Consider the following 20,737-nt stretch of genomic DNA (forward strand, 5'->3'; position numbering starts at 1 on the left):
CGACCGGCCCGAACACGTCCACCGCAGCGTGAACCGCCGCGCGCCCGGCCACCGGCCGGTCCGCCGGGCCGCAGGTGAGGTACGCAGACCGGAAGGGAAGCGATGACAGCGACCGCGAGCCGGGCCGCGTCGGCGCTCCGGCAGGCGGCCGGGCGGCTCCGGCACGGCTGGCGCCCGGCCGGCGCATCCGCCGTACCGCCGAGGTGGTGCTCGGCGTGGCCGTCGGCGTGCTCGTGGCCGAGCTGGTGGTGCAGGCGCTGGGCCCGCGCACCACCAGCACCGTCCTCGTGGTCGTCCTGCTCACCGTCACGCTGGCGGTGGCGGTCGGCGCCAGCTCGGTCAGCACCGTGCAGGCCACGCTCTCCGCGCTCTACCTGGCCGTGGTGTCGCCACCGAACGAGACGCTCGTGCCGGTGCGGTTCGTCGACGCGCTCATCGGCGGTGTGGTCGCGCTCGTCACCAGCCAGGTCCTCAACGTCCGCCGGCCGCTCGTCCCGCTCGCCGGGCAGTGACCGGTGCTCAGGCGCTCTCCCGGGCGACAAGCGTCGACGGGAACGCGGTGCTCGGGGCGGCCGGCGCGCGCGTCAGCACGGCCGTGGCCGCGGCGGCCGCGATCCGGTCCACCGGATGTGTCGCGGTGGTCAGCGGCGGGCTGCTGATCGCCGCGTACGGCAGGTCGTCGAACCCGGCCACCGCCACGTCGTGCGGCACCCGCACGCCGCGCCCGCGCAGCGCCGCGATCACGCCGAAGGCGGTGGCGTCGCTGGCCGCGTAGACCGCGTCGGCGTCCGGCCACCGGCGCAGTGCCTCCAGCGCCGCCCGGCCGCCCCGCGCCGTGGTGAAGTCGCCGGTGACCAGCCGCTCCGGCGACCCCGACTCCCGCATCAGCTCCCGGTACGTGGTGACCGACCGTTCGGCGCAGCTCAGCCAGCGCGGCCCGGTGACCATGACGATGCGGCGGCGGCCGGTGGCGTACAGGTGACGCAGCACCTCGCCCGCGCCGCCGGCGTTGTCGACGTCGAACGAGGGCACCGCCGGCGAGCCCTGACCGATCGAGACGACGCGGCCGCGCAGCCTCGGCGGCACCGCGTCCAGCGCGGCCTGGGTCGTGTTGACCAGGATCACGCCGCACACGCCCCGGTCCGCGCCGAGCCGGGCCAGCCCTGACGGGTCGGCCAGCGGCAGCCACTCCAGCGCCACGCCGACGCCGTGCGGCGCGCACACCCGTGACGCCGCGCTCACCACCCGGTGCACGTACGGGTCGTCCAGCACCGTGCCGTCGCGGCCCACCACGGCCACCACCAGGCGTACCCCGGCCCCGCGCACCAGCGCCCGGGCCGCGAGGTCCGGCACGTAGTCGAGGCGCTCGGCGGCGGCCCGCACCCGGGCACGGGCGTCCGCCGAGGCGAACCCGTAGCCGCCGAGCACCCGGGAGGCGGTGGCCCGGGACACCCCGGCGTCGCGGGCGACGTCTTCGAGCGTGGCGGGACGTGCGGTCGGCGTACCCATGTCCGCATCATGCCTGCTCCGGCGCGGATGGGCGAAGCCTTAACGGCGCTTGTGGTGGAAGCGCTCTCAGGTGTGCGATTGTCGTCGGGATCAGACGGGGGAAGGGACCACCGCACCGTGAGCAGCACCATCGACGCACCGGCCGGGAAGCGGCCACCGGCGCCCCGGGCGGTGCTGACCGCCCGCAACGGCGTCGCCGTCGTCTTCGCCCTCAACGGGCTCGCGGTGGCGAGCTGGTTCTCCCGGGTCCCGGCGGCCCAGGAGGCGCTCGACTTCAGCCCGGGCCGGCTCGGCCTGCTGCTGTTCTGCGTGTCCGCGGGCTCGCTGCTGGCCATGCCCACCGCCGGCCTGGTCACCCAGCGGCTCGGGCCGACGCGCACGGTGGCCGTCTCGGTGGTGCTCGTCGCGCTCGGCCTGACCGGGGCCGGTCTCGCCGCCAGCCTTGCCGGATCGGCCGTCGGGGTCGGGCTCGGGCTCGCCGCGTTCGGCTTCGGCTCCGGCATGTGCGACGTGGCGATGAACGTCGAGGGCGCGGCGGTGGAGAAGCGCCTCGGGTACACCATCCTGCCCCGGTTCCACGCCGCCTGGAGCCTCGGCTCGGTGGCCGGGGCCGGGCTGGGCGCCGGGGCGGCGCATTTCGGCGTACCCGTCGGGGTGCATCTGCCGGTCCTGTCCGTGCTGGTCCTGGCCGGCACGCTGCTCGGAGCCCGGGCGTTCCTCGCCGCACCGGCCGAGGCGGCCGGCGACGGGGAGGCGGCGGCCCGGCGGCGGGCGCTGCTGGCCGCCTGGCGCGAGCCCCGCACCCTGCTGATCGGGCTGCTCGTGCTGGTCATGGCATTCACCGAGGGCAGCGCCAACGACTGGCTCGCGGTGGCGTTCGTGGAGGGGTACGAGGTCGACGAGGCCGTCGGCGCCGCCGTGTTCGGCGTGTTCGTGGTGGGCATGACGCTCGGCCGCACCGTCGGCACGATCGCCATCGACAGGTGGGGGCGGGTGCCGGTGCTGTACGGGACCATCGCGATGGCGTCCGCCGGCGCCGCGCTCGCCGTGCTGGCCGGCTCCGGCCCGCTCGCCGTGGCCGGCGTGGCGCTGTGGGGACTCGGCGCCTCACTGGGCTTCCCGGTCGGGATGAGCGCCGCCGCCGACGACGAGGACAGGGCCCCCGCCCGGGTGAGCGTGGTCGCCGTGATCGGCTACACCGCCTTCCTGGCCGGACCGCCGCTGCTCGGCTTCCTCGGCGACCACTTCGGCGTGCTGTCCGCGCTCGGCGTGGTGCCGCTGCTCCTGCTGCCCACGCTCGCGCTGGTGCCGGTGCTGCGGGAGCGCCGCGCCGCGCCGGACGCGCAGGCCGGAACCCCGGCGGCGAAGATCGGCTGAGCCGCTCCAGCCGACTCCCACCGCGCTCCCAGCCGCCTGCCAGGCGGGCGTGCTGCACTGGAGCGAACGCCGAGGAGAGGAGGCGGGCATGGGCTGGTTCAGCCGCCGGGCCGCCGACCCGACGACGCCCACGAAGCTCGACCGCGAGGCGACCAAGGAGGACCTGGCGCAGCTGGAGGCGTTCGTCACCAGCCGGCGCGGGGTCGAGTTCTACCTGGAACCGGAGACCACCGCCACCGACACCACAGTCGTCGCCATCGCGCACGACGGCGAGTGGATCCGCCGCCGTACCGGCTCGCCCCGCGTCGCCGGCCGGATCGCCCAGAAGCACGCGGTGCCGCTGTACGAGGCGGCCCGCACCGGCTACCCGGAGCGGATGCGGGCATGGAACCGGGCTCACCCGGAACGCCGGGCCCGCTGACCGGCGCGGTCAGCCGGTCAGCGCGGTGACGCAGGCGTAGCCCAGGAACGCCGCGCCCAGGCCCGCGACGACACTGAGCGCCACATTCGCGTACGCGAGGCGGCGCTTCCCGGTGCGGGCCAGGCGCAGCGTCTCGTAGCTGAGCGTGGACCACGTGGTCAGCGCGCCGCAGAAGCCCGTGCCGACCAGCGCTGCCACACCCGGGTCGACGGGCGCCGCTAGCAGGCCGCCGAGCAGCAGCGACCCGGCCACGTTGACGGTGAGCGTGCCCCACGGGAACGGCGAGCCGTGCCGGGCCTGCACCGCCCGGTCGGTCAGGTAGCGCAGCGGCGCGCCGATCGCGGCGCCGAGCGCGATCAGCAGAACGCTCACCGTCGCCTCCCGTCCCAGGCGGTCACCGTCGGCTCCCGTCCCGGGCGGGCAGCAGCCGGGTGGTCACCGTGTCCCCGGCGGCGACCGCCGCCAGCGCGCCGAGCACCGTCGCGGCCAGGTAGAGGCCCGCCGTACCGGCCGCGCCGTCGGTCAGCAGCCGCTGCGCGTCGACCGCGTACGCGGAGAACGTGGTGAACCCGCCGAGCACGCCGACCCCGAGGAACGGGCGGGTCAGCGGGTGGGCCGGGCGGGCGGCGAGCATCGCCATCAGCACGCCGATGAGCAGGCACCCGGCGACGTTGACGGCGAACGTGGCCCACGGGAACTCGCCGGGCCGGTGCGGCACCGCGACCTGCGCGCCGGCCCGGGCCAGCGCACCGATCACGCCACCGGCGGCGATCACGCCGAGCACGGCCGCCGGGTGCGCGGACAGTTCCGACCGGTCGGCCGGTACGCGCAGGTCGACATCCGGATCGACCCGGGGATCCGACACGACACCTCCCACCAGCACCCGAGAGCATAACCCCGCCCGCCGCCCCGCCTCCCGCTCTCGGCGATCTTGCACTTCGGCCCCGGCACAGCGGGCGAAGCGGACACCCGAGGGGCGGCAAGTGCAAGATCGCGGGGGAGGGGGGTGGGGGTGAGGAGGGGGTGGCGGGCGTACGGTGAGCGCAGCGCCCGGCGCGCGGCGTCCGGGGCCCGTCGTGCCAGGAGGTCACCGTGGAGGAGCGCACGCCCCGTCCGGACGAGCTGGATCCCGTCGAGCGGATCGGCGTCGACGAGCTGCGCGCGCTGCAACTGGACCGGCTGCGGCACTCGCTGCGGCACGCGTACGACAACGTGCCCCACTACCGGCGCGCGTTCGACGCCCTCGGCGCGCACCCCGACGACCTGCGTGAACTGGCCGACCTGGCCCGCTTCCCGTTCACCACGAAGGCGGAGCTGCGAGAGAACTACCCGTTCGGCATGTTCGCGGTGCCCCGCGAGCGGGTCGCCCGGCTGCACGCCTCCTCCGGCACCACCGGCCGTCCCACAGTGGTCGGCTACACCCGCGCCGACCTGGACACCTGGGCGAAGCTCATGGCCCGCTCGATCCGCGCCGCCGGGGGCCGCCGCGGCGACCGGGTGCACGTCGCGTACGGCTACGGGCTGTTCACCGGCGGGCTCGGCGCGCACTACGGCGCCGAGGAGCTGGGCTGCACGGTCGTCCCGGTGTCCGGCGGCATGACCGAGCGCCAGGTCATGCTGATCCGCGACCTCGAACCGGAGGTCATCATGGTGACCCCGAGCTACATGCTCGCCATCGTGGACGAGATGGAACGCCAGGGCGTCGACCCGCGCACCACCTCGCTGCGGGTGGGCGTCTTCGGCGCCGAGCCGTGGACCGAGGACATGCGCCGCGAGCTGGAGCAGCGCCTGGACATGCACGCGCTGGACATCTACGGCCTGTCCGAGGTGATGGGCCCGGGCGTGGCGGTCGAGTGCGTGGAGACCAAGGACGGCCTGCACCTGTGGGAGGACCACTTCTACCCGGAGATCATCGACCCGATGACCGGGGAGGTGCTGCCCGACGGGGAGCGGGGCGAGCTGGTGCTGACCTCGCTGACAAAGGAGGCCATGCCCGTGGTCCGCTACCGCACCCGGGACCTGACCCGGCTGCTGCCCGGCACCGCCCGCCCGATGCGGCGGATCGAGAAGATCACCGGACGGACCGACGACATGATGATCGTCCGGGGGGTGAACGTCTTCCCGACGCAGATCGAGGAGCTGATCCTGCGTACCCCGGCCCTGTCGCCGCACTTCCAGTGCGTGCTCGACCGGCGGGGCCGGCTCGACACGCTCACCGTGCACGTGGAGCGGCGCGCGGGCGCCGCCGCCGACGAGGCCGAGCGGGCCGGCGCCGCTCTCGTCGAGCAGGTGAAGAACACGATCGGGGTGTCGGTGGCGGTACGGGTGATCGAGCCGGACGGGGTGGAACGCTCGATGGGCAAGATGCGCCGCATCGTCGACCAGCGGCGGGAGTCCTGAGATGAGCGGTGACGGCGGCCGTACCGCGGCGCACGACATGTTCGACGCCGACGTGGCGTCCAAGGGGCTGGGCATCGAGCTCGTCGCGGCCGGCGACGGCGCGGCGGTGGCCCGGATGCGGGTCACCCCGGCGATGCTCAACGGGCACGCGATCGGGCACGGCGGCTTCGTGTTCCTGCTCGCCGACACCGCGTTCGCGCTGGCGTGCAACAGTCACGGCCCGGCCACTGTGGCGGCCGGCGGCGAGATCAGCTTCCTGCGCCCGGTACGCGAGGGCGACCTGCTGGAGGCGTACGCCACCGAGCGGGTCCGGCAGGGCCGCAGCGGCATCTACGACGTGACGGTACGGCGCGGCGACGAGGTGGTGGCCGAGTTCCGGGGCCGCAGCCGCACCATCGCCCGCGACTGATCCGTCCGGCCCGCCCGACCGACCTGCCCGCCGAGTGACGTCCGGGCCGGAGTGGCCCCGTGCCCGCTCCGACCCGGACGTCATGCCGCCAGCCCGAGCGCGTGCCCGCCGGGCTCGGTTCTTCGCCGGTTCCGGCCCACCCGCCAGGGCGGACCGATCCGCCGTTCCCGCCCCGCCGTGACCACTGGTGACGGGTCGGGCCAGGCTGCGACTACGGACGACGGGCTGCTCCGCTGCCCGGGCCACGCCGTGACACCCGGGACGATCCGTGTCGCGGCGGCCGCCGGTCCGGCCCGCACCGGCTGGCCCGCCCGTCCGGGCTCCGCCGGGAGCGCGCCGGCCCGGCCCGGCTGCCCGGGCACCGTGTCGCAGGCATCGGTCCGGTCCGGCGGGACGGGCGCCGGTCGGGCCCCTCCACCCGACCGGCGCGACCGCCCCGCCCCGAGCGGGCAGACCTCCCGCTCGCCGGCGCCCCGGGACGGGACGCCGGTCGCCGCTCCCGGCACACGGCCGGCAGCGGTGTCCTTCGCGGCACGCAGGCGGCGGGCGAAGTCCGCCCGTACCGCACGGGAAAGGCGCAGCGCGGCCACCCGCGCCACCAGCGCGTCGACCGCCCAGCGGCCCGCCGCGACCGGGTGGAGAAGCCGCGCCGCGGCCAGCGCCCGCAGCACCGGCTCGGCCCGGCCGGCGGGCCAGCCGAGCATCGCCTCCACCGCGGCGGCCCCGGCCGGACCGCCGGAAGCGGCAGCGGCCAGCAGCACGGCCCGGTGCGTACCGTCGAGCCGGTCCAGCCGGGCGTCCACCAGGCGGCGCGCGGCGGCGGGTACGCCGGACGGTTCCGCGCCCGCGTACGCCGCCGCGACCGCCGGGTTGCCGCCGACCAGCGTCACCAGCCGCGCGGCGAGCGCGGCCGGCCGCCCGGCCCGGTCGAGCAGGTGCCGCAGCAGCCGCCCGGTGTCCAGCGGGCCCAGCGGCTCCAGCGGGATCCGCCGCGCCGGCGCGGGCAGCGGGTCGGCCGAGCCGGATCCGCAGGTGGTGACCACCGCCAGCGGCAGTCCCCGCTCACCGGCCGCCACGTGGAGCTGGTGCAGGAACCGGCGCAGCGCCGGGGCGGCCCGGTCCAGGTCGTCCACCGCGACCACCACCGGCGCCTCGGCGGCCAAGCCGAGCAGCGCCTCGCGGCAGGCGACCACGGCGCGCTGCGCCACCGTGTCGTCGTCCGGCGCGGCCAGGAACGCCGCCAGCACGCCGCCCGGGCCGTCCACTCCCGTCGCGTCCGGCCGGGGCCGCACCAGGTCGGCCAGGGGCGCCAGCTCCCCGCACGGGTACGGCGGGCAGGCAGTCACCCGCCGGCGCACCGGCACGCCGTCCACGCTCGACACGGCGCGGGTCACCTCGTGCAGCAGCCGGCTGCGGCCACTGCCCGGCGGGCCGACCAGTGAGATCCAGCGGGGACGCCGCTCACGCAGCGCCCGGGTCACCTCGTCGGCCGCGCTCGCCAGCTCCCGGCGGCGGCCCACGAGCGGGACGCGGTGCCGGGCCGGCCGGCTCCCGGCCGGCCCGGTCACCCGCCACACGTCAAGCGGAAGCGTCTTGCCGGCGAGCGTCAGGGTGGCGAGTGGACGCTGCTCGACCAGCCCCGCCACCGCGTCCCGGGTGGCCGGGCAGACCACGACCCCGCCGGGCGGCGCGTGCTCCTGGAGGCGGGCCGCCGTGGTGATCACCGCGCCGCTGGCCGCGCCGTGGCCGCCGTCGCGGACCCCGGCCAGGTCCAGCAGCACCTCACCGGTCGCCACGCCGACCCGCACGCTCAGCCGGACGCCGGCCGGGCGCCGCCGCGCCAGCGCGGCCTGGATGTCCAGCCCGGCCCGCACCGCCCGGTACGCGTCGAGACCGTCCGAACCGGACGCGTCGAACAGTGCCATCACCGCGTCGCCGACGTACTTCTCCACCACGCCCCGCCAGCGGCGCAGCACGGAGGCGACGGTGCCGAAGTAGGCGCGCTGCAAGGCCCGCACGTCCTCCGGGTCGAGCTGCTCGACCAGCCGGGTCGAGCCCACGATGTCGACGAAGAGGACGGTCACGATCCGTCGTTCCTCGGGCACCGGCCGGCACGCCGCGATGACGGCTTCCCGACTCCCCACGGGCGTGGTGATCAACATCGCACCCACCCTTTCCCCGATAGCGGTGCCCGACGACCTCCGCAGACTTTCACCACCGGGTTCTCGGGGGATCTGTAGGACGACGTATGTCGGGCACCCGCAACCATTAGTCGTGTAGTCGACGCGAGAGGTACGAGTCCGGCCCGGAGGCCGTAGAACGGTGCGGGGACCTGTGACTAGGCTGCGTTCCATGGCCAGCGACGTGGACACGGCACCGCTCGTCGGCCGTACCGGGACCATGGCGACGCTGCGGTCGGCGCTCTACGACGACCTGCGGCCCGGGCAGACCGGCGCGGTGTTCCTCACCGGAGAGAGCGGAGTGGGCAAGACCCGCCTGCTGACCGAGGTCGGCGAGCAGCTGCGGCAGACCGGCGCGCTGGTGCTCACCGGCACCTGCCTCGACATCGGAGACGCCTCGCCGCTGCACCCGGTACGGCAGGCGCTGCGCCGGCTCGAGGCCGAGCAGTCCGAGGCGCGCACCACCTCGGCGATCCGCGGGGTGTTGCAGGTCTTCGACGAGGAGACCCCCGGCCCGGACGGCGCCGGTGCGCTGCTGGAACGCGTCGCGCAGGGCCTGCACGTGGTGGCCGGCGGACGGCCGCTGGTGCTCGTCCTCGACGATCTACAGTGGGTCGACCGCAGCACCCGCCAGCTCCTGCTCTACCTGCTGGCCGGCCTCGGCGACCTCCAGCTCTCCGTCCTGGCCGCGATCCGGGCCGAGTCGCTGCGCGGCGCGCATCCACTGCGCCGGGTGCTCACCGAGCTGCGCCGGCTGCGCTCGGTACGGGTGATCGACCTGCTGCCGCTGGACCGGTCCGCCACCGACGAGCTGGCCGCCGCCGTGGTCGGCGCGCCGCTTCCGCCGGACGCCGCCGACCAGCTCTGGCAGCGCAGCGGCGGCAACCCGTTCGTGGTGGAGGAACTGGCCCGCGACCGGCGCGACGGCCGCGACGGTCTCTCCGACACGCTGCGCGAGGTGTTCCTCGACCGGGTCGACGCGCTGCCGCAGCCGGCGCACGCGGTCGTGCACGCGGTGGCGGTCGGCGTCGAGCCGGTCGAGCACTGGCTGCTGGCCCAGGTGGTGCGGCTGCCCGAGGACGAGCTGCTCGACGCGGTCCGGGAGGCGGTCGCGCACCGGCTGCTGGTCGGCGCCGACGACGGCTACCGGCTGCGGCACCGGCTGGTCGCCGAGGTCCTGGCCCACGAACTGCTGCCCGCCGAGCGGGCCGCGCTGCACCGTCGCTACGCCGAGGCGCTCACCGCCGTACCGGCCGAGCTGCACCAGGCCCGGCTGGCCCACCACTGGCGGCACGCCGGGGAGCCGGGCCGGGCGCTGCCCGCCGCGATGGCCGCGGCCCGCGAGGCGGAACGGCTGCACGGGTACGCCGAGGCGCACCGCCACTGGTCGGCAGCGCTGACCCTGGCCACCGAGCCGGCCGCCGTCCTGCCCGACGGGGCACGGCCCGAGCCGGTCGAGGTGGACCGGGCCGAGCTGCTCAGCCACGCCGCCGAGGCCGCGCACCACAGCGGGGAGCACGCCCGCGCCCTGACGCTGCTGGAGGAGCTGGCCGACGACCCGTCCGGCCCGCCGGTCTGCGCGCTGCGCATCCGCCGGGCCCGCTACCTGGCCGCGGCCGGCCGGTCCGCCCCCGCCGAGCAGGAGTACCGGCAGGTGCTGGGCTCGCCCGACTGCACGCCGCGGGAGCGGTGCACGGCCGCCGCCCGGCTGGCCGAGCTGCTGCTGCACCTGGGCCGCTACGCCGAGGCCGGTGACCAGGCACGGGAGGCCCTCGCGCTCGCCGCCGACGTGCCCGGCACCACCTCCGAGGTGGTGATGGCCAGCGCCGCGCTCGGGTTCAGCGAGGCGTTCCTGGAGGATCCGGCCGCCGGGCTGGCGGTGATGCGCCGGGCGCTGGACACCGCCGAACGGTCCGGCCGGCCGGAGGACGTGGCCTGCGCGTACCTGCACCTGGCCGAGCTGCTCACCGGGCCGCTGAACATCCTCGAGGAGGGGGTGGTGGTGGCACGCCGGGGCGCCGACCGGGTCGCCGAGCTGGGGCTAGGCCGCACCTGGGAGACCCGGCTGCTGGCGGTGGCGACGAACGGGCTGTTCCGGGTGGGGCAGTGGGCCGAGGCGGAGAAGGTGGTCGCCGTCGCGCTGCGGCACCGCCCCTCCGGGGCCGACGCGGTCGAGCTGCTGCTGGCCCGGTGCCGGCTCTCCGTCGGGTACGGCGACGTCGAGGCGTCCGACCGTGACCTGGAGGCGGTGGCGACGGTGCTGGCCGGCGGCGGCGCCCGGCACGTGCTGCCGATGCTCATCCTGCGCGCCGGGCTGGCCATGTGGCAGGGCCGGCACGACCTGGCCCGGCAGGCGGTGCAGCGGGGCCTGACCGAGAGCCGCTCCGACGACGTGATCGTGCTGGCCACGCTGGCCTGGCACGGGCTGCGTGCGGAGGCCGAGGCGGCGGCCGGCCGCACGATCGAGGTGGACCCGAACGCGGTACGCCGGCTGCGCGAGGTGGTCGACCGGGTGACCGGCAAGAGCGCCAAGGCGGGCGCGCCGGTGCGGTACGTCGCCGAGGGGTTCCTCGCGCTCTGCGACGCCGAGCTGAGCCGGCTCGACGACGGCCGCGGCGACCCGGCGCTGTGGGAGCGTTCCGCGCTCGAATGGGACCGGCGCAACCACCCCTATCCGGCGGCGTACTCGCGGTTGCGGCAGGCCGAGGCGCTGCTGGCCCGCCGCAGCCGGGTGGCCACCGCCGGCAAGCTGCTGCACCGGGCGTACGCGATGGCCCAGTCGCTCGGCGCGGTGCCGCTGACCGCGGAGATCCGTACCATCGCCTCGCGGGCCCGGGTGCCCCTGGACGCCGAGCCGGATCCGGCACCGGTGCCCCGGCAGCGGGCGGCGGCGCCCGCCGGGCCGGCGGTGGACGAGCTGGCGACGCTCACCGCGCGGGAGCGGGAGGTGCTCGCCGCGGTCGCCGAAGGGCTGACCAACCGGGAGATCGGCCAGCGGCTGTTCATCAGCGAGCGGACCATCGGCGTCCACGTCTCGCACATCTTCGACAAGCTCCAGGTACGCACGCGGGTGCAGGCCAGCGCCATCTTCCTGCGCAACGGCGCGGAGTAGGCGTACGTCGCCAATACGTCGTTCGACGGATCCGCCGGGTGGACGACGCCTGGCAGGCTGTCCCGCGGAACAGGGGTGGTGGCGTCGTGGGGGCGCCGGGGGCGCGGTGGAGGAGAGATGACCGAACCGGTCTGGGGTCCTGTGCACCAGGACATCGTCGGGTTGCTCGCCGATCACCCCGCCGACGTGCCGGCGGTCGTGGACCATCTGACCAAGCTGCAGGACCTGCTGGTCCGGCTGCCGCCGCTGGAGGAGAGCTGCCCGCTCGCCGACTTCAACAAGCTCTACCTGGTCATCACCAGCACCGTGCTCGACGGCCTGTACGACGACCGGTTCTGCGACCCGGCGTTCCTGGCCCGGCTGGACGTGGAGTTCGCGGCCCGCTACTTCGAGGCGCTGCGGTTCTGGACCGACTCCAGCCCGAGCACCCCGAAGGCGTGGTCGTGCCTGTTCAAGCGGATGCGCGGGCCGGACGCCCGGCCGCTGCCGTCGGCCGCCGCGGGCGTCAACGCGCACATCAACTACGACCTGCCGTTCGCGCTGGTGACCACGTTCGACAGCCTGGAGTCCGAGCCGATCGACGGCAGTGACCAGCACCGCGACTACCTGGAGATCAACAAGATCTTCGCCGAGCGGATCCCGGACCTGCGCCGTGGCTACCTGGACAACTGGCAGCTCATGATCGACATGGTGAACGGCGAGATCGACGACTGGTACCAGGGCGAACTGGTGGAGTACACCCGGAACGTGGCCTGGCGCAACGCGCAGAAGATCTGGCGCTGCCGGCACGACCCGGACGCCCGCGAGTGTGAGCGGACGCGGCTGGACGACAACGCCGCGCTGCTCGGCCGGCTGCTGCTGTCGCCCCTCGGGGCGTTCCTGCAGTAGCCGGGACGGGGGGTTCCCGCGTCCCGCCGTCCGGGCGCGGGACGCGGGAACGCCGCCCGCGGGTGTCGGGCCCGCCGCACCGGGTACCTCGCCGCCGTGCCACCAGACGAACCGGCCGGCCCCGGGGCGTTCCCGCCGGGCCCGGTCCGCCGCTTCCCGTTCCGCTTCGACCCGGCGTTCCGGCTGCCGCTGGCGCTGCTCGGCGTCCGGCCCGCCACGGCCTGGCTCGACTGGGGCCCGGACGCGCTCGTCGTCCGGTTCGGGCCGTGGCTGCTGCGCACCACGCCGGGCAACGTGACCGGGGCCGAGCTGAGCGGGCCGTACCGCTGGTGGCGGGCGATCGGCCCGCACCTGTCGGCGGCCGACGGCGGGGTGACCTTCGGGGCCAGCGTGGCCGGCGGGCTCTGCCTGCGCTTCGCCGAGCCGGTACCGGCGCTGGCCCCCGGCCCGTGGCTGCGGCACCCGGCGGTCACCGTCACCGTGGCCGACCCGGCGGCGGTGCGCGACGCGCTGACCCGCGGACCGGATCTTTGACCGGTTCGGCCGGGCCGCGCCCGGGACAACCCCTACCGTCGTCATAGGGACGAAGGGGAGCAGATGGGGCAGGCGGGGGAGCCGGAACAGCCCCGGCGTACGCGGGAGCGGCGCCGGGAGGCGCACGCGGCCGCGGCGGCCCGGGCCGGGCGGCACGGCGACCACGCCGAGCGGGCCGGTCGTACCGTGCCGGAGCTGCCGGAACGGGTGGCGGCTCCGACGCGGCCGGCGGCACCGGCGGGCCGGCTGCACCGGTGGTTGTTCGCGCACCGGGTCGAGCCGGTCGGCCCGGAGGTCCGCGAGCACCAGACCCGGTCCCACCCGTGGTGGCAGGTGATGTGCCTGACCGGCGTCGACTACTTCTCCACGCTGTCCTACCTGCCCGGGATCGCGGCCGTGGCGGCCGGCGCGCTCAGCCCGCTGGCCACGCTGCTGATCGTGGCGCTGACGCTGCTCGGGATGCTGCCGATGTACCGCCGGGTGGCCCGGGAGAGCCCGCACGGGCAGGGCTCGGTGGCCATGCTGGAGCGGCTGCTGCCGTTCTGGCGCGGCAAGATCTTCGTGCTGGTGCTGCTCGGCTTCGTCGCCACCTCGTGGATCATCACGATCACGCTGTCCGCCGCCGACGCCAGCGTGCACCTGCTGGAGAACCCGGTGCTGCCCGGGTCGTTCCCGCACGGCGGCACCGCGGCGGTGCTGGTCACGGTGGCGCTGCTGCTCGTGCTCGGCGGCGTGTTCCTGCTCGGGTTCAGCGAGGCCGTGCAGGTGGCCATCCCGCTGGTGGCGGTGTTCCTGGCGTTGAACGCGGTGGTGGTGGTCGCCGGGGTGGCCGAGGTCGTCGCCGACCCGGGCCTGCTCGGTGACTGGACCGGCCGGCTGACCGACGCCGGCGGACCCGGCGACGTCCTGGTCACCAGCGTGCTCGCGTTCCCGCTGCTGGTGCTCGGCCTGTCCGGGTTCGAGACCGGGGTGAGCATGATGCCGCTGGTGCGCGGCGAGGGCGAGGACGCGCAGCGGCGGCTGGACGCCCGGATCCGCAACACCCGCCGGCTGCTCACCGCCGCCGCGCTGATCATGTCGGTCTACCTGATCGCCACCACGTTCGTGACCACCGTGCTGATCCCGCCCGAGGCGTTCGAGCCCGGCGGGCCGGCGAACGGCCGGGCGCTGGCGTTCCTCGCCCACGAGCACCTCGGCGAGGCGTTCGGCACCGTCTACGACATCAGCAGCGTGCTCATCCTCTGGTTCGCCGGCGCCTCCGCGATGGCCGGGCTGATCAACATCGTGCCCCGCTACCTGCCGTCGTACGGCATGGCCCCGGAGTGGGGGCGGGCGGTACGTCCGGTGGTGCTGGTCTACACCGCGATCAGCATCGCCATCACGATCGCCTTCTCCGCCGACGTGAACGCCCAGGCCGGCGCGTACGCCACGGGCATCCTCGCGATGATGGTCTCCGGCGCGATAGCGGTGACCATCGCGGCGGTGCGCGCCCGCAGCCGCGCCGCCGCGGCCGGGTTCGCGTCGCTCACCGCCGTGCTGCTGTACGCGCTGGTGGAGAACGTGGTGGAGAAGCCGGACGGCATCACCATCTCCGGGTTCTTCATCGCCGGGATCGTCGCGGTGTCGCTGATCTCCAGGGTCACCCGGACCACCGAGCTGCGCGCCGAGCGGATCGAGTTCGACGAGGCGGCCCGCCGCTTCGTCGACGAGTCGGTGGCCCGGGACGGGCGGTTGCACCTGATCGCCAACAAGCGGCAGACCGGGTCGGTGAAGGAGTACCGGGTCAAGGAACGGGCGCAACGGTCGATGAACCCGGTGCCGGGCGCCGCCGACGTGCTGTTCCTGGAGATCGACGTGAGCGACCCGTCCCAGTTCAGCCAGGTGCTGCGGGTGCACGGGGTGGAGTCCGGCGGCTACCGGATCCTGCGCGCCAGCAGCCCGGCGGCACCGAACGCGATAGCCGCGATCCTGCTCGCGTTGCGGGACGCGACGGGGGTTCGCCCGCACTGCCACTTCGAGTGGTCCGAGGGGAACCCGATCGCGCACCTGCTGCGCTACCTCATCCTCGGCCGGGGCGACACCCCGCCGGTGGTGCGGGAGATCATCCGCAAGTCCGAGCCGGACCCGACCCGCCGTCCCGGCATCCACGTGGGCGGCTGAGGTGCGCGGGCGGAGGCGCGAGGGCCGGCTGAGACGCGCGGGCCGGCCGAGCGCGGGGGATCGGCGGAGCGCTAGCCGAGCGCGCGGACGCGGGCGAGCAGGTCGCGGGCGCAGAAGTCCAGGAAGCCGTCCGGGTCCGGCCCGGCGTTCTGCAGCACGATGTGGTCGAAGCCGGCCTCGACGTACGTCCGCGCCTTCTCCACGTGCGGCTCGGCGTCCGGGCCGACGGAGAACTGCTGCCGGATGTGGTGGTCCTCGACCCAGGCGGTGGCGGCGTCGAAGTTCACCGGGTTGGGCAACTCGCTCATCACCTTCCAGCCGGTGATCGCCCAGCGGCTGGTCTCCCGGGCCGCGCGGACCGCCGTCTCCTCGTCGGTGGCCCAGGCCATCGGCACCTCGGCGTAGCGCGGGCCCTGGCCGCCGGCGTTGCGGTAATGGTCGACGATCGACGACTTCGGCTCGGTGGCGAACAGGCCGGTGCCCAGCTCGGCCGCGAGACCTGCCGACTCCCGGCCGCTCGCCGCCACGGCGATCACCGGCGGCTGCTTTGGCAGGTCCCAGATGCGGGCGTCCTCCAGTTGCAGGTGCCGGCCGCCGTACGAGCGGTAGCCGCCCTGCCAGAGCAGCCGGATGATCTCCAGCGCCTCGCGCAGCCGCTCGTGCCGCCCCCGGACGCTGGGGAACCCCTGCCCGACGACGTGTTCGTTGAGCCGTTCCCCGGCGCCCACGCCGAGCGTGAACCGCCCGTCGGAGATCAGCGCCATGGTGGCGGCGGCCTGCGCGACGATCGCCGGGTGGTAGCGGACCGACGGGCAGGTGACGCCGGTGGCGAGGCCGAGGGTGGTGGTGCGGGCGGCGATCGCGCCGAGCGCGCTCCAGGTGAAGCAGGAGTGCCCCTGCACCTCCAGCCAGGGGTGGTAGTGGTCGCTCATCTCGACGAAGTCGAAGCCGGCCTCCTCGGCTCGGACCGCCTGCCGGATGAGTTCCTGGGGCCCGAACGCCTCCGAGGCGAGCTTGTAGCCGATGCGCATGCCCGGTTCTCCGTTCCGTCGTCGCGGAACCGCTGCCGTTCCCACCGGTCCCGGCGGCAAACCAGGCGAAGCCCAGCCTCCTAGGACGCCGTAGGGATGGTGACGGCCCGCGCCGCGGGCACGGAACGGCCCGCGCTCGCCGGGCGGGCGCGGGCCGGGAGTACGGGGGTGGTGGCCTACTTCGACGGCTCGGGAAGCTTGCAGTCCACCTTCGGGTTGGCGCCGATGTAGTTCAGCGGGCCGGCCACGATGGTGACCAGGATCGTGCCCGCCTCCGCACAGTTGGTTTCGTCGTTGCCGTAGTAGCCGCGCTGACCGGCGGCGATGGCGCCGATGATGAGCCAGATGACGACCAGGACGCCGACTATCGAGGTGCCGCGCATCAGTTGCCTCCACTGGGGTTGTGGTGGATTCGAGGTGGAGGCCTTGTACCCCGTGCGGGTGATCCGCCAAACGGCGCACCGGTGCCGGCACGGCCGATTCCGATTACCTCAGTGCGGTGGCATCGGCTCCTCGGGCGGCCGGCCTCGGCTGCGGCGGTAGTCGGCGGACGCCACCCCGGCCAGCACCAGCATCGCCCCGGCGGAGGCGTAGACCGGCGCGAGGAACAACCCGGCCGGGGCGATCGTGAGCAGCGCCAGTATCCCGCCGGGCCGGGATGCCGACACCCGGCTGAACACCTCGTACTCGAACGCGCCCCGGCCGATCAGGAACAGCGCCGGCCCGCCGAGGATCACCGCCAGCCAGGCCGGCGGCGTGTGGCCGGTCGGTTCCAGCAGGACCAGGTCGAAGCCCGCCGCGGTGGTCACCACGCCGGCCACCATCAGCAGGTGGGTGTACGGCGCGGTGTTGAGGAACCGGCTCGGCTGGGCGGCCCGGGCGATGGCGTGCGGCAGCAGCTCACCGGACTTGTGCACGTAGATGCGCCAGAGCAGCAGCGTGGTGGCGAACGCGACGGTGAAGGCGGCCAGGTTCTCCAGCTCGGAGTGGTGCAGGCTGAACACGGTGCCGGCGACCAGCACGGCGTCGCCGAGCGCGATGATGAAGAACTGCTGGTACCGCTCGGACAGGTGTTCGGCGGTCACGTTGCGCTGGGACTCCGGCACCGCGCCCAGACCCGGCACCGGGTACGCCAGCCGGAACCCCAGGTAGTCGATGGCCAGGGCGCCGGCCCAGAACCACAACCGGGCGGTGCCGTGCGCGGCCAGTGCGCCGACCAGCCACGGCACGGCCGACACGGCGAACCAGGCGAAGATGCGCAGGACCCGGCGGTTGCTCTGCGGGTGCCGTCGCACCGCCGGCATGAGGAACAGGCCGCGTCCGAGATGGATCGCCACGTACGTGCCGCCGAACACCAGTCCCCGGGCGCCGAACGCCTCCGGGATGGCGGTGGTCATCAGCAGCGCGCCGAACATCACCGCCACGATCAGCAGCTTGATCTCGGTGCGCTGCGGATCGTAGATGTCGGTGACCAGGGTGGTGATCGCCCACGTCCACCAGATCGCCATCAGCATGACCAGGGACTCGGCGGCCCGCTCCCAGCTCACCGACCCGACCAGGTTGCGCGAGATCAACGCGAGCGCCACCACGTAGACCAGGTCGAAGAAGAGTTCGAGCAGCGTCACCCGGCGCGGCGCCTCCGGATCGCGGACCGGCGGTCGCCGGCCGGCGGGCTCCGGCGCTGCGGTGGGCACGACATGCTCCTGCGGGTGGCGGTTCGTGCGGCCGGCCGGGCCGGCCCTTCACCGACCGTAGCCATGCCCGCCCGCACGCGGTCACTTTTCCGGCATACCGGCCCGGGGCGGCGGTGGTGATGTCACCACGTCGGGTGCTGGTGCTGGTGGAGCGGCCGCCGGTTCGGGGTCGTGGCGGGGTCGGCGGGGTGCTGATGTCACTACTTCGGGGTACTGGCGGGGCGGGCCGCGAGGTCGGGGAGGTGACGGGGTGGGGAAAGGCGCCGGGCCGGTGGCGACCATCGTCACCACCGGCCCGGAATGTGGAGGACTGTCTACTCGGCGCTCGCCGGCAGCACCCGCTCGGCGTCGGCGGCAGCACCCGCCAGCACCTTGGCCTGCTGCGGCCAGGTGGCGAGGCCCGGCGCGGAGCGCAGGCCGGCGGCCTTCACGGTCTGCCGCAGTGCGGCCTCGTCCAGCTCGGCGAGCTGCCGGTAGGTGCGGATCCCGGCATCCTGCAGGGCGGTGGCCAGCTTCGGCCCGATGCCCTGGATCCGCCGGAAGTCGTCCGGCGCGTCGGTGTCCGCCGCGGCGGGGACGTCGTTTTCGACCGAGGTACGCGGGGCGGGCACGGCGACCGGCTCGGTGGCCTCGACCGGCGCGGCCTCGGTGGCCGGCGTGTCGATGGTTGCGCCGACCGCGGGCTCCTTCTCCGCGACCGGCTCGGCGTCGACGGCGGTGGCCGAAGCCGTCACCGGCTCGGCGTCGACGGTGGTCGGAGCCGTCACCGGCTCGGCGTCGGCCACGGGCGTGGCAACCGGTTCGGTGGACACCGGCTCGGTCTCGGACGTCGCCGACACCGGCTCGGACACGACCGGCTCGGACACGACCGGCTCGGAGGTGACGGGCTCCGACACTGCGGGCTCGGACACGACCGGCTCGGAGGTGACGGGCTCCGACACTGCGGGCTCGGACACGACCGGGTCGGAGGCGGCGGGAGAGGACGCGGCCGGCTCGTCGTCGGAGCGGGCGGCGGTGGCGACGGCCGGCTCGGCGGTCGCGGACTCGGCGGGGGCGGGCTCGGACACGGTGGCTGCGGCCGAGGGCTCGTCGACCACAGCGACCGGGCGCGGCTCGTCGACGGTGGCGGTCACCGCGGGGGCGGTCTCCACCGTGGGCGTCGCCGGGGCGCCGGACCGGCGACGGCCGACGACCACCCAGCCGACGCCGAATCCGATGAGCAGGGCCAGGATCACGAACAGCCACTGCCCGAAGCTCGACGGCATGGCCAACCTCCTTCTATGTACGTGCACGACGGTGGCGAAAGACTCGGGGCAGCTTCGCACACGCGCGCGGCGCACGACAGGCAGCCCGGGGCCGGGCCACGACGGTGGGACCGGCGGTGTCGGCCGGTGCCCGGAGGATGACCGAGCGTGTGCCGAAAGGCGGCGTCGAGCGGATCGGAGAACGGGGAGACGCCCCGGAACCCGGGTGCCGTGCGTGGTTCCGGGGCGTCCCGTCCGTCGCCCGTGGCCGGTCAGTGGATCCGGTCGGGCGCAGGGGTGTCGGCGGAGTCCCAGCTGTAGAAGCAGCCGGCCACGGCCTCGCGGGGCGAGTGCCAGGTCGGCAGGTACGGGGAGGTGTGCGCGGACAGCCGCTTGTTCACCTGTTCGTAGAGCGGGTTGTCGCGCAGTTCCGCGGTGAGATCGGGGGCGACGTCGACGGTCTCCATCAGATGGACGCACAGGTCGTGCAGGTAGTACAGCGACCGGTGCCGGACGCCGGTGAGGTGGGGGAGTTCGGTGGCGTCGGCCTCGGCGAAGATCTGCGCCACCCGCCCCTGTGCGCCCGGCACGATCCGGCTGACCACCAACAGTCGACTCATCGTGACCCCTCTCGCCGCCGCGGTGCTGGCCTCACGGTGCCGGTCGCGCTGTCACCTCGCCGTCACCGCGTACCCCGGGGCATTGATGGTGGTGGCGACGGTGAGGTGGGGGCGCGCGGCGCCGGTTTGGCGGTCCGGTCCGTGCGGCGCGGCGGCGGCTCCGGGCGGCTGGCCCGGCGGATCGGCGCGAGGGTGTCGTCGAGCAGCGCGGTCATCGCCGGGGACGGTTCCAGCCGTAGTTCGCGCAGCAGCAGATCGCGGTAGACGTAGAAGGAGTGGACCGCCTCGAACGCGTTGCCCTCGGCCAGGTGGATGCGGACCACCAGGCGGTGCGGGGTCTCCCGCAGCGGTTCGGCGGCCATCGCCTCCAGCGCGGCCTCCAGCGCCTCGCCGTGCCGCCCGGCGGTGAGGTGGTTGCCGGCGAGTTCCTCCAGCATGTGCAGGCGTAGCTGGCGCAGCCGTTCGCGTTCCAGCAGCACCCAGTCGTCGTACCAGCCGGGAAGCAGGTCGTGGCGGCCGGCGCCGGCGGCGCCGCGCGGGACGGCGCCCTCGCGGACCAGCGCCGCGGTCTCCACCAGGTCGTCCACGTCGAGGCGGACGGTGGGTCCGAGGCGGATGGTGTCGCCGTCGGTGCGCAGCGGGCAGCACGGGTCCTGCCGCAGCCGCCACAGCGCGGTCCGCAGCGACGACAGCGCCCGCTCCTCCGGCGTCTCGGGCCACAGCAGCCCGGCGAGGTGGCTGCGGGTCGCGGCCGGGCGCAGGCCGATCAGCGCGATGACGCGCTGCAACCCCCGGGGTACGACCACGGGCGTGTCGTCGTGCAGCAGCTGGAAGCCGCCGAGCAGGTGCAGTGACACCCGGGGCGCGGGTTCGCCCGCCGTCGGCATTTTCGATCCACCCGACACGGCGCACCCCCCAGCACCGGAACCCTCGTCCCGACGTATCGCGTTGCCCGGACCGCCGCCCGCGACGCCGGTGTCGGAACGCCTCCGCCACGGTTGGGAACCTCCGCCGTGGCCGGGCTGACCGAGACGGAGAATATCAACGCCTGTTACTCTCAGTCAACGGTCGGTCGGTCACCTGACTGTCCGTAGTGGGCTCGGTAATACGGCCGTGATCTGCGAAGAAGTGTCGTCACCCGGAAACCGGAAGGCGATC

At 74.9% G+C, this 20,737-nt stretch carries 19 protein-coding genes; 9 read left to right on the forward strand and 10 right to left on the reverse strand.

The window, feature by feature from the left end; translation table 11 throughout:
* Window positions 1–74: 74 nt before the first annotated feature.
* A complete protein-coding gene (locus tag SM452_RS06505) occupies window positions 75–512 on the forward strand; it encodes an FUSC family protein (RefSeq protein WP_463839495.1) in 438 nt (145 codons plus the stop codon).
* A 7-nt stretch (window positions 513–519) separates the two neighbouring features.
* Here SM452_RS06505 and SM452_RS06510 read toward each other — a convergent pair whose 3' ends face one another.
* Window positions 520–1,509: a LacI family DNA-binding transcriptional regulator gene (locus SM452_RS06510; protein WP_355507897.1), complete on the reverse strand. Its 990-nt coding sequence runs from the start codon at window positions 1,507–1,509 to the stop codon at window positions 520–522.
* 117 nt (window positions 1,510–1,626) lie between these two features.
* Between SM452_RS06510 and SM452_RS06515 the strand changes: the two genes are divergently transcribed.
* Window positions 1,627–2,886 carry an MFS transporter gene (locus tag SM452_RS06515; protein WP_463839496.1) on the forward strand — a complete coding sequence of 420 codons (1,260 nt, stop codon included), beginning with the start codon at window positions 1,627–1,629 and terminating at the stop codon, window positions 2,884–2,886.
* Between the two features lie 88 nt (window positions 2,887–2,974).
* Window positions 2,975–3,307 carry a hypothetical protein gene (locus SM452_RS06520; protein WP_120569611.1) on the forward strand — a complete coding sequence of 111 codons (333 nt, stop codon included), beginning with the start codon at window positions 2,975–2,977 and terminating at the stop codon, window positions 3,305–3,307.
* Between the two features lie 9 nt (window positions 3,308–3,316).
* Here SM452_RS06520 and SM452_RS06525 read toward each other — a convergent pair whose 3' ends face one another.
* Both SM452_RS06525 and SM452_RS06530 read right to left on the reverse strand, forming a co-directional pair.
* The gene (locus SM452_RS06525) at window positions 3,317–3,679 is read right to left on the reverse strand and encodes a fluoride efflux transporter FluC (RefSeq protein ID WP_262011765.1); all 363 of its coding nucleotides are present in this window, start codon (window positions 3,677–3,679) and stop codon (window positions 3,317–3,319) included.
* Window positions 3,680–3,701: 22 nt separating this feature from the next.
* Window positions 3,702–4,184 (reverse strand): FluC/FEX family fluoride channel, encoded by a 483-nt coding sequence (locus SM452_RS06530; protein WP_355507892.1) that lies wholly within the window; start codon window positions 4,182–4,184, stop codon window positions 3,702–3,704.
* Between the two features lie 215 nt (window positions 4,185–4,399).
* On the opposite strand from SM452_RS06530, the gene paaK reads away from it, so the two are divergent.
* Window positions 4,400–5,707 carry a phenylacetate--CoA ligase PaaK gene (gene paaK, locus SM452_RS06535; RefSeq protein ID WP_355508099.1) on the forward strand — a complete coding sequence of 436 codons (1,308 nt, stop codon included), beginning with the start codon at window positions 4,400–4,402 and terminating at the stop codon, window positions 5,705–5,707.
* A gap of 1 nt (window position 5,708) precedes the next feature.
* The gene (gene paaI / locus SM452_RS06540; protein ID WP_463839497.1) at window positions 5,709–6,116 is read left to right on the forward strand and encodes a hydroxyphenylacetyl-CoA thioesterase PaaI; all 408 of its coding nucleotides are present in this window, start codon (window positions 5,709–5,711) and stop codon (window positions 6,114–6,116) included.
* Between the two features lie 80 nt (window positions 6,117–6,196).
* Here paaI and SM452_RS06545 read toward each other — a convergent pair whose 3' ends face one another.
* Window positions 6,197–8,200, reverse strand: a complete 2,004-nt coding sequence (locus SM452_RS06545; protein WP_262011762.1) for an adenylate/guanylate cyclase domain-containing protein — start codon at window positions 8,198–8,200, stop codon at window positions 6,197–6,199.
* Between the two features lie 268 nt (window positions 8,201–8,468).
* Here SM452_RS06545 and SM452_RS06550 point away from each other — a divergent pair, with 268 nt between their 5' ends.
* The 4 genes from SM452_RS06550 (at window position 8,469) to SM452_RS06565 (ending at window position 14,990) form a co-directional block, all read left to right on the forward strand.
* Entirely contained in the window at window positions 8,469–11,408 is a 2,940-nt protein-coding gene (locus tag SM452_RS06550; protein WP_463839498.1) for a helix-turn-helix transcriptional regulator, read from the forward strand.
* Between the two features lie 117 nt (window positions 11,409–11,525).
* Entirely contained in the window at window positions 11,526–12,296 is a 771-nt protein-coding gene (locus SM452_RS06555; protein WP_194799235.1) for a DUF5995 family protein, read from the forward strand.
* 96 nt (window positions 12,297–12,392) lie between these two features.
* Entirely contained in the window at window positions 12,393–12,830 is a 438-nt protein-coding gene (locus SM452_RS06560; protein ID WP_262011760.1) for a hypothetical protein, read from the forward strand.
* Between the two features lie 63 nt (window positions 12,831–12,893).
* The gene (locus tag SM452_RS06565; protein WP_262011759.1) at window positions 12,894–14,990 is read left to right on the forward strand and encodes an APC family permease; all 2,097 of its coding nucleotides are present in this window, start codon (window positions 12,894–12,896) and stop codon (window positions 14,988–14,990) included.
* Between the two features lie 71 nt (window positions 14,991–15,061).
* On the opposite strand, the gene SM452_RS06570 is transcribed toward SM452_RS06565, so the two are convergent.
* From SM452_RS06570 to SM452_RS06595, 6 genes are all read right to left on the reverse strand, one after another.
* Window positions 15,062–16,021: a TIGR03557 family F420-dependent LLM class oxidoreductase gene (locus SM452_RS06570; protein WP_262011758.1), complete on the reverse strand. Its 960-nt coding sequence runs from the start codon at window positions 16,019–16,021 to the stop codon at window positions 15,062–15,064.
* A 176-nt stretch (window positions 16,022–16,197) separates the two neighbouring features.
* The gene (locus SM452_RS06575) at window positions 16,198–16,404 is read right to left on the reverse strand and encodes a hypothetical protein (protein WP_013286658.1); all 207 of its coding nucleotides are present in this window, start codon (window positions 16,402–16,404) and stop codon (window positions 16,198–16,200) included.
* A gap of 108 nt (window positions 16,405–16,512) precedes the next feature.
* Entirely contained in the window at window positions 16,513–17,715 is a 1,203-nt protein-coding gene (locus SM452_RS06580; protein ID WP_463839499.1) for a low temperature requirement protein A, read from the reverse strand.
* Between the two features lie 314 nt (window positions 17,716–18,029).
* The gene (locus SM452_RS06585) at window positions 18,030–18,980 is read right to left on the reverse strand and encodes a helix-hairpin-helix domain-containing protein (RefSeq protein WP_357211133.1); all 951 of its coding nucleotides are present in this window, start codon (window positions 18,978–18,980) and stop codon (window positions 18,030–18,032) included.
* Between the two features lie 251 nt (window positions 18,981–19,231).
* Window positions 19,232–19,579 (reverse strand): TcmI family type II polyketide cyclase, encoded by a 348-nt coding sequence (locus tag SM452_RS06590; RefSeq protein WP_262011755.1) that lies wholly within the window; start codon window positions 19,577–19,579, stop codon window positions 19,232–19,234.
* Between the two features lie 62 nt (window positions 19,580–19,641).
* Window positions 19,642–20,466: an AfsR/SARP family transcriptional regulator gene (locus tag SM452_RS06595; RefSeq protein WP_463839500.1), complete on the reverse strand. Its 825-nt coding sequence runs from the start codon at window positions 20,464–20,466 to the stop codon at window positions 19,642–19,644.
* Between the last annotated feature and the right edge of the window lie 271 nt (window positions 20,467–20,737).

Source organism: Micromonospora sp. SYSU B005 (genome assembly GCF_055362685.1).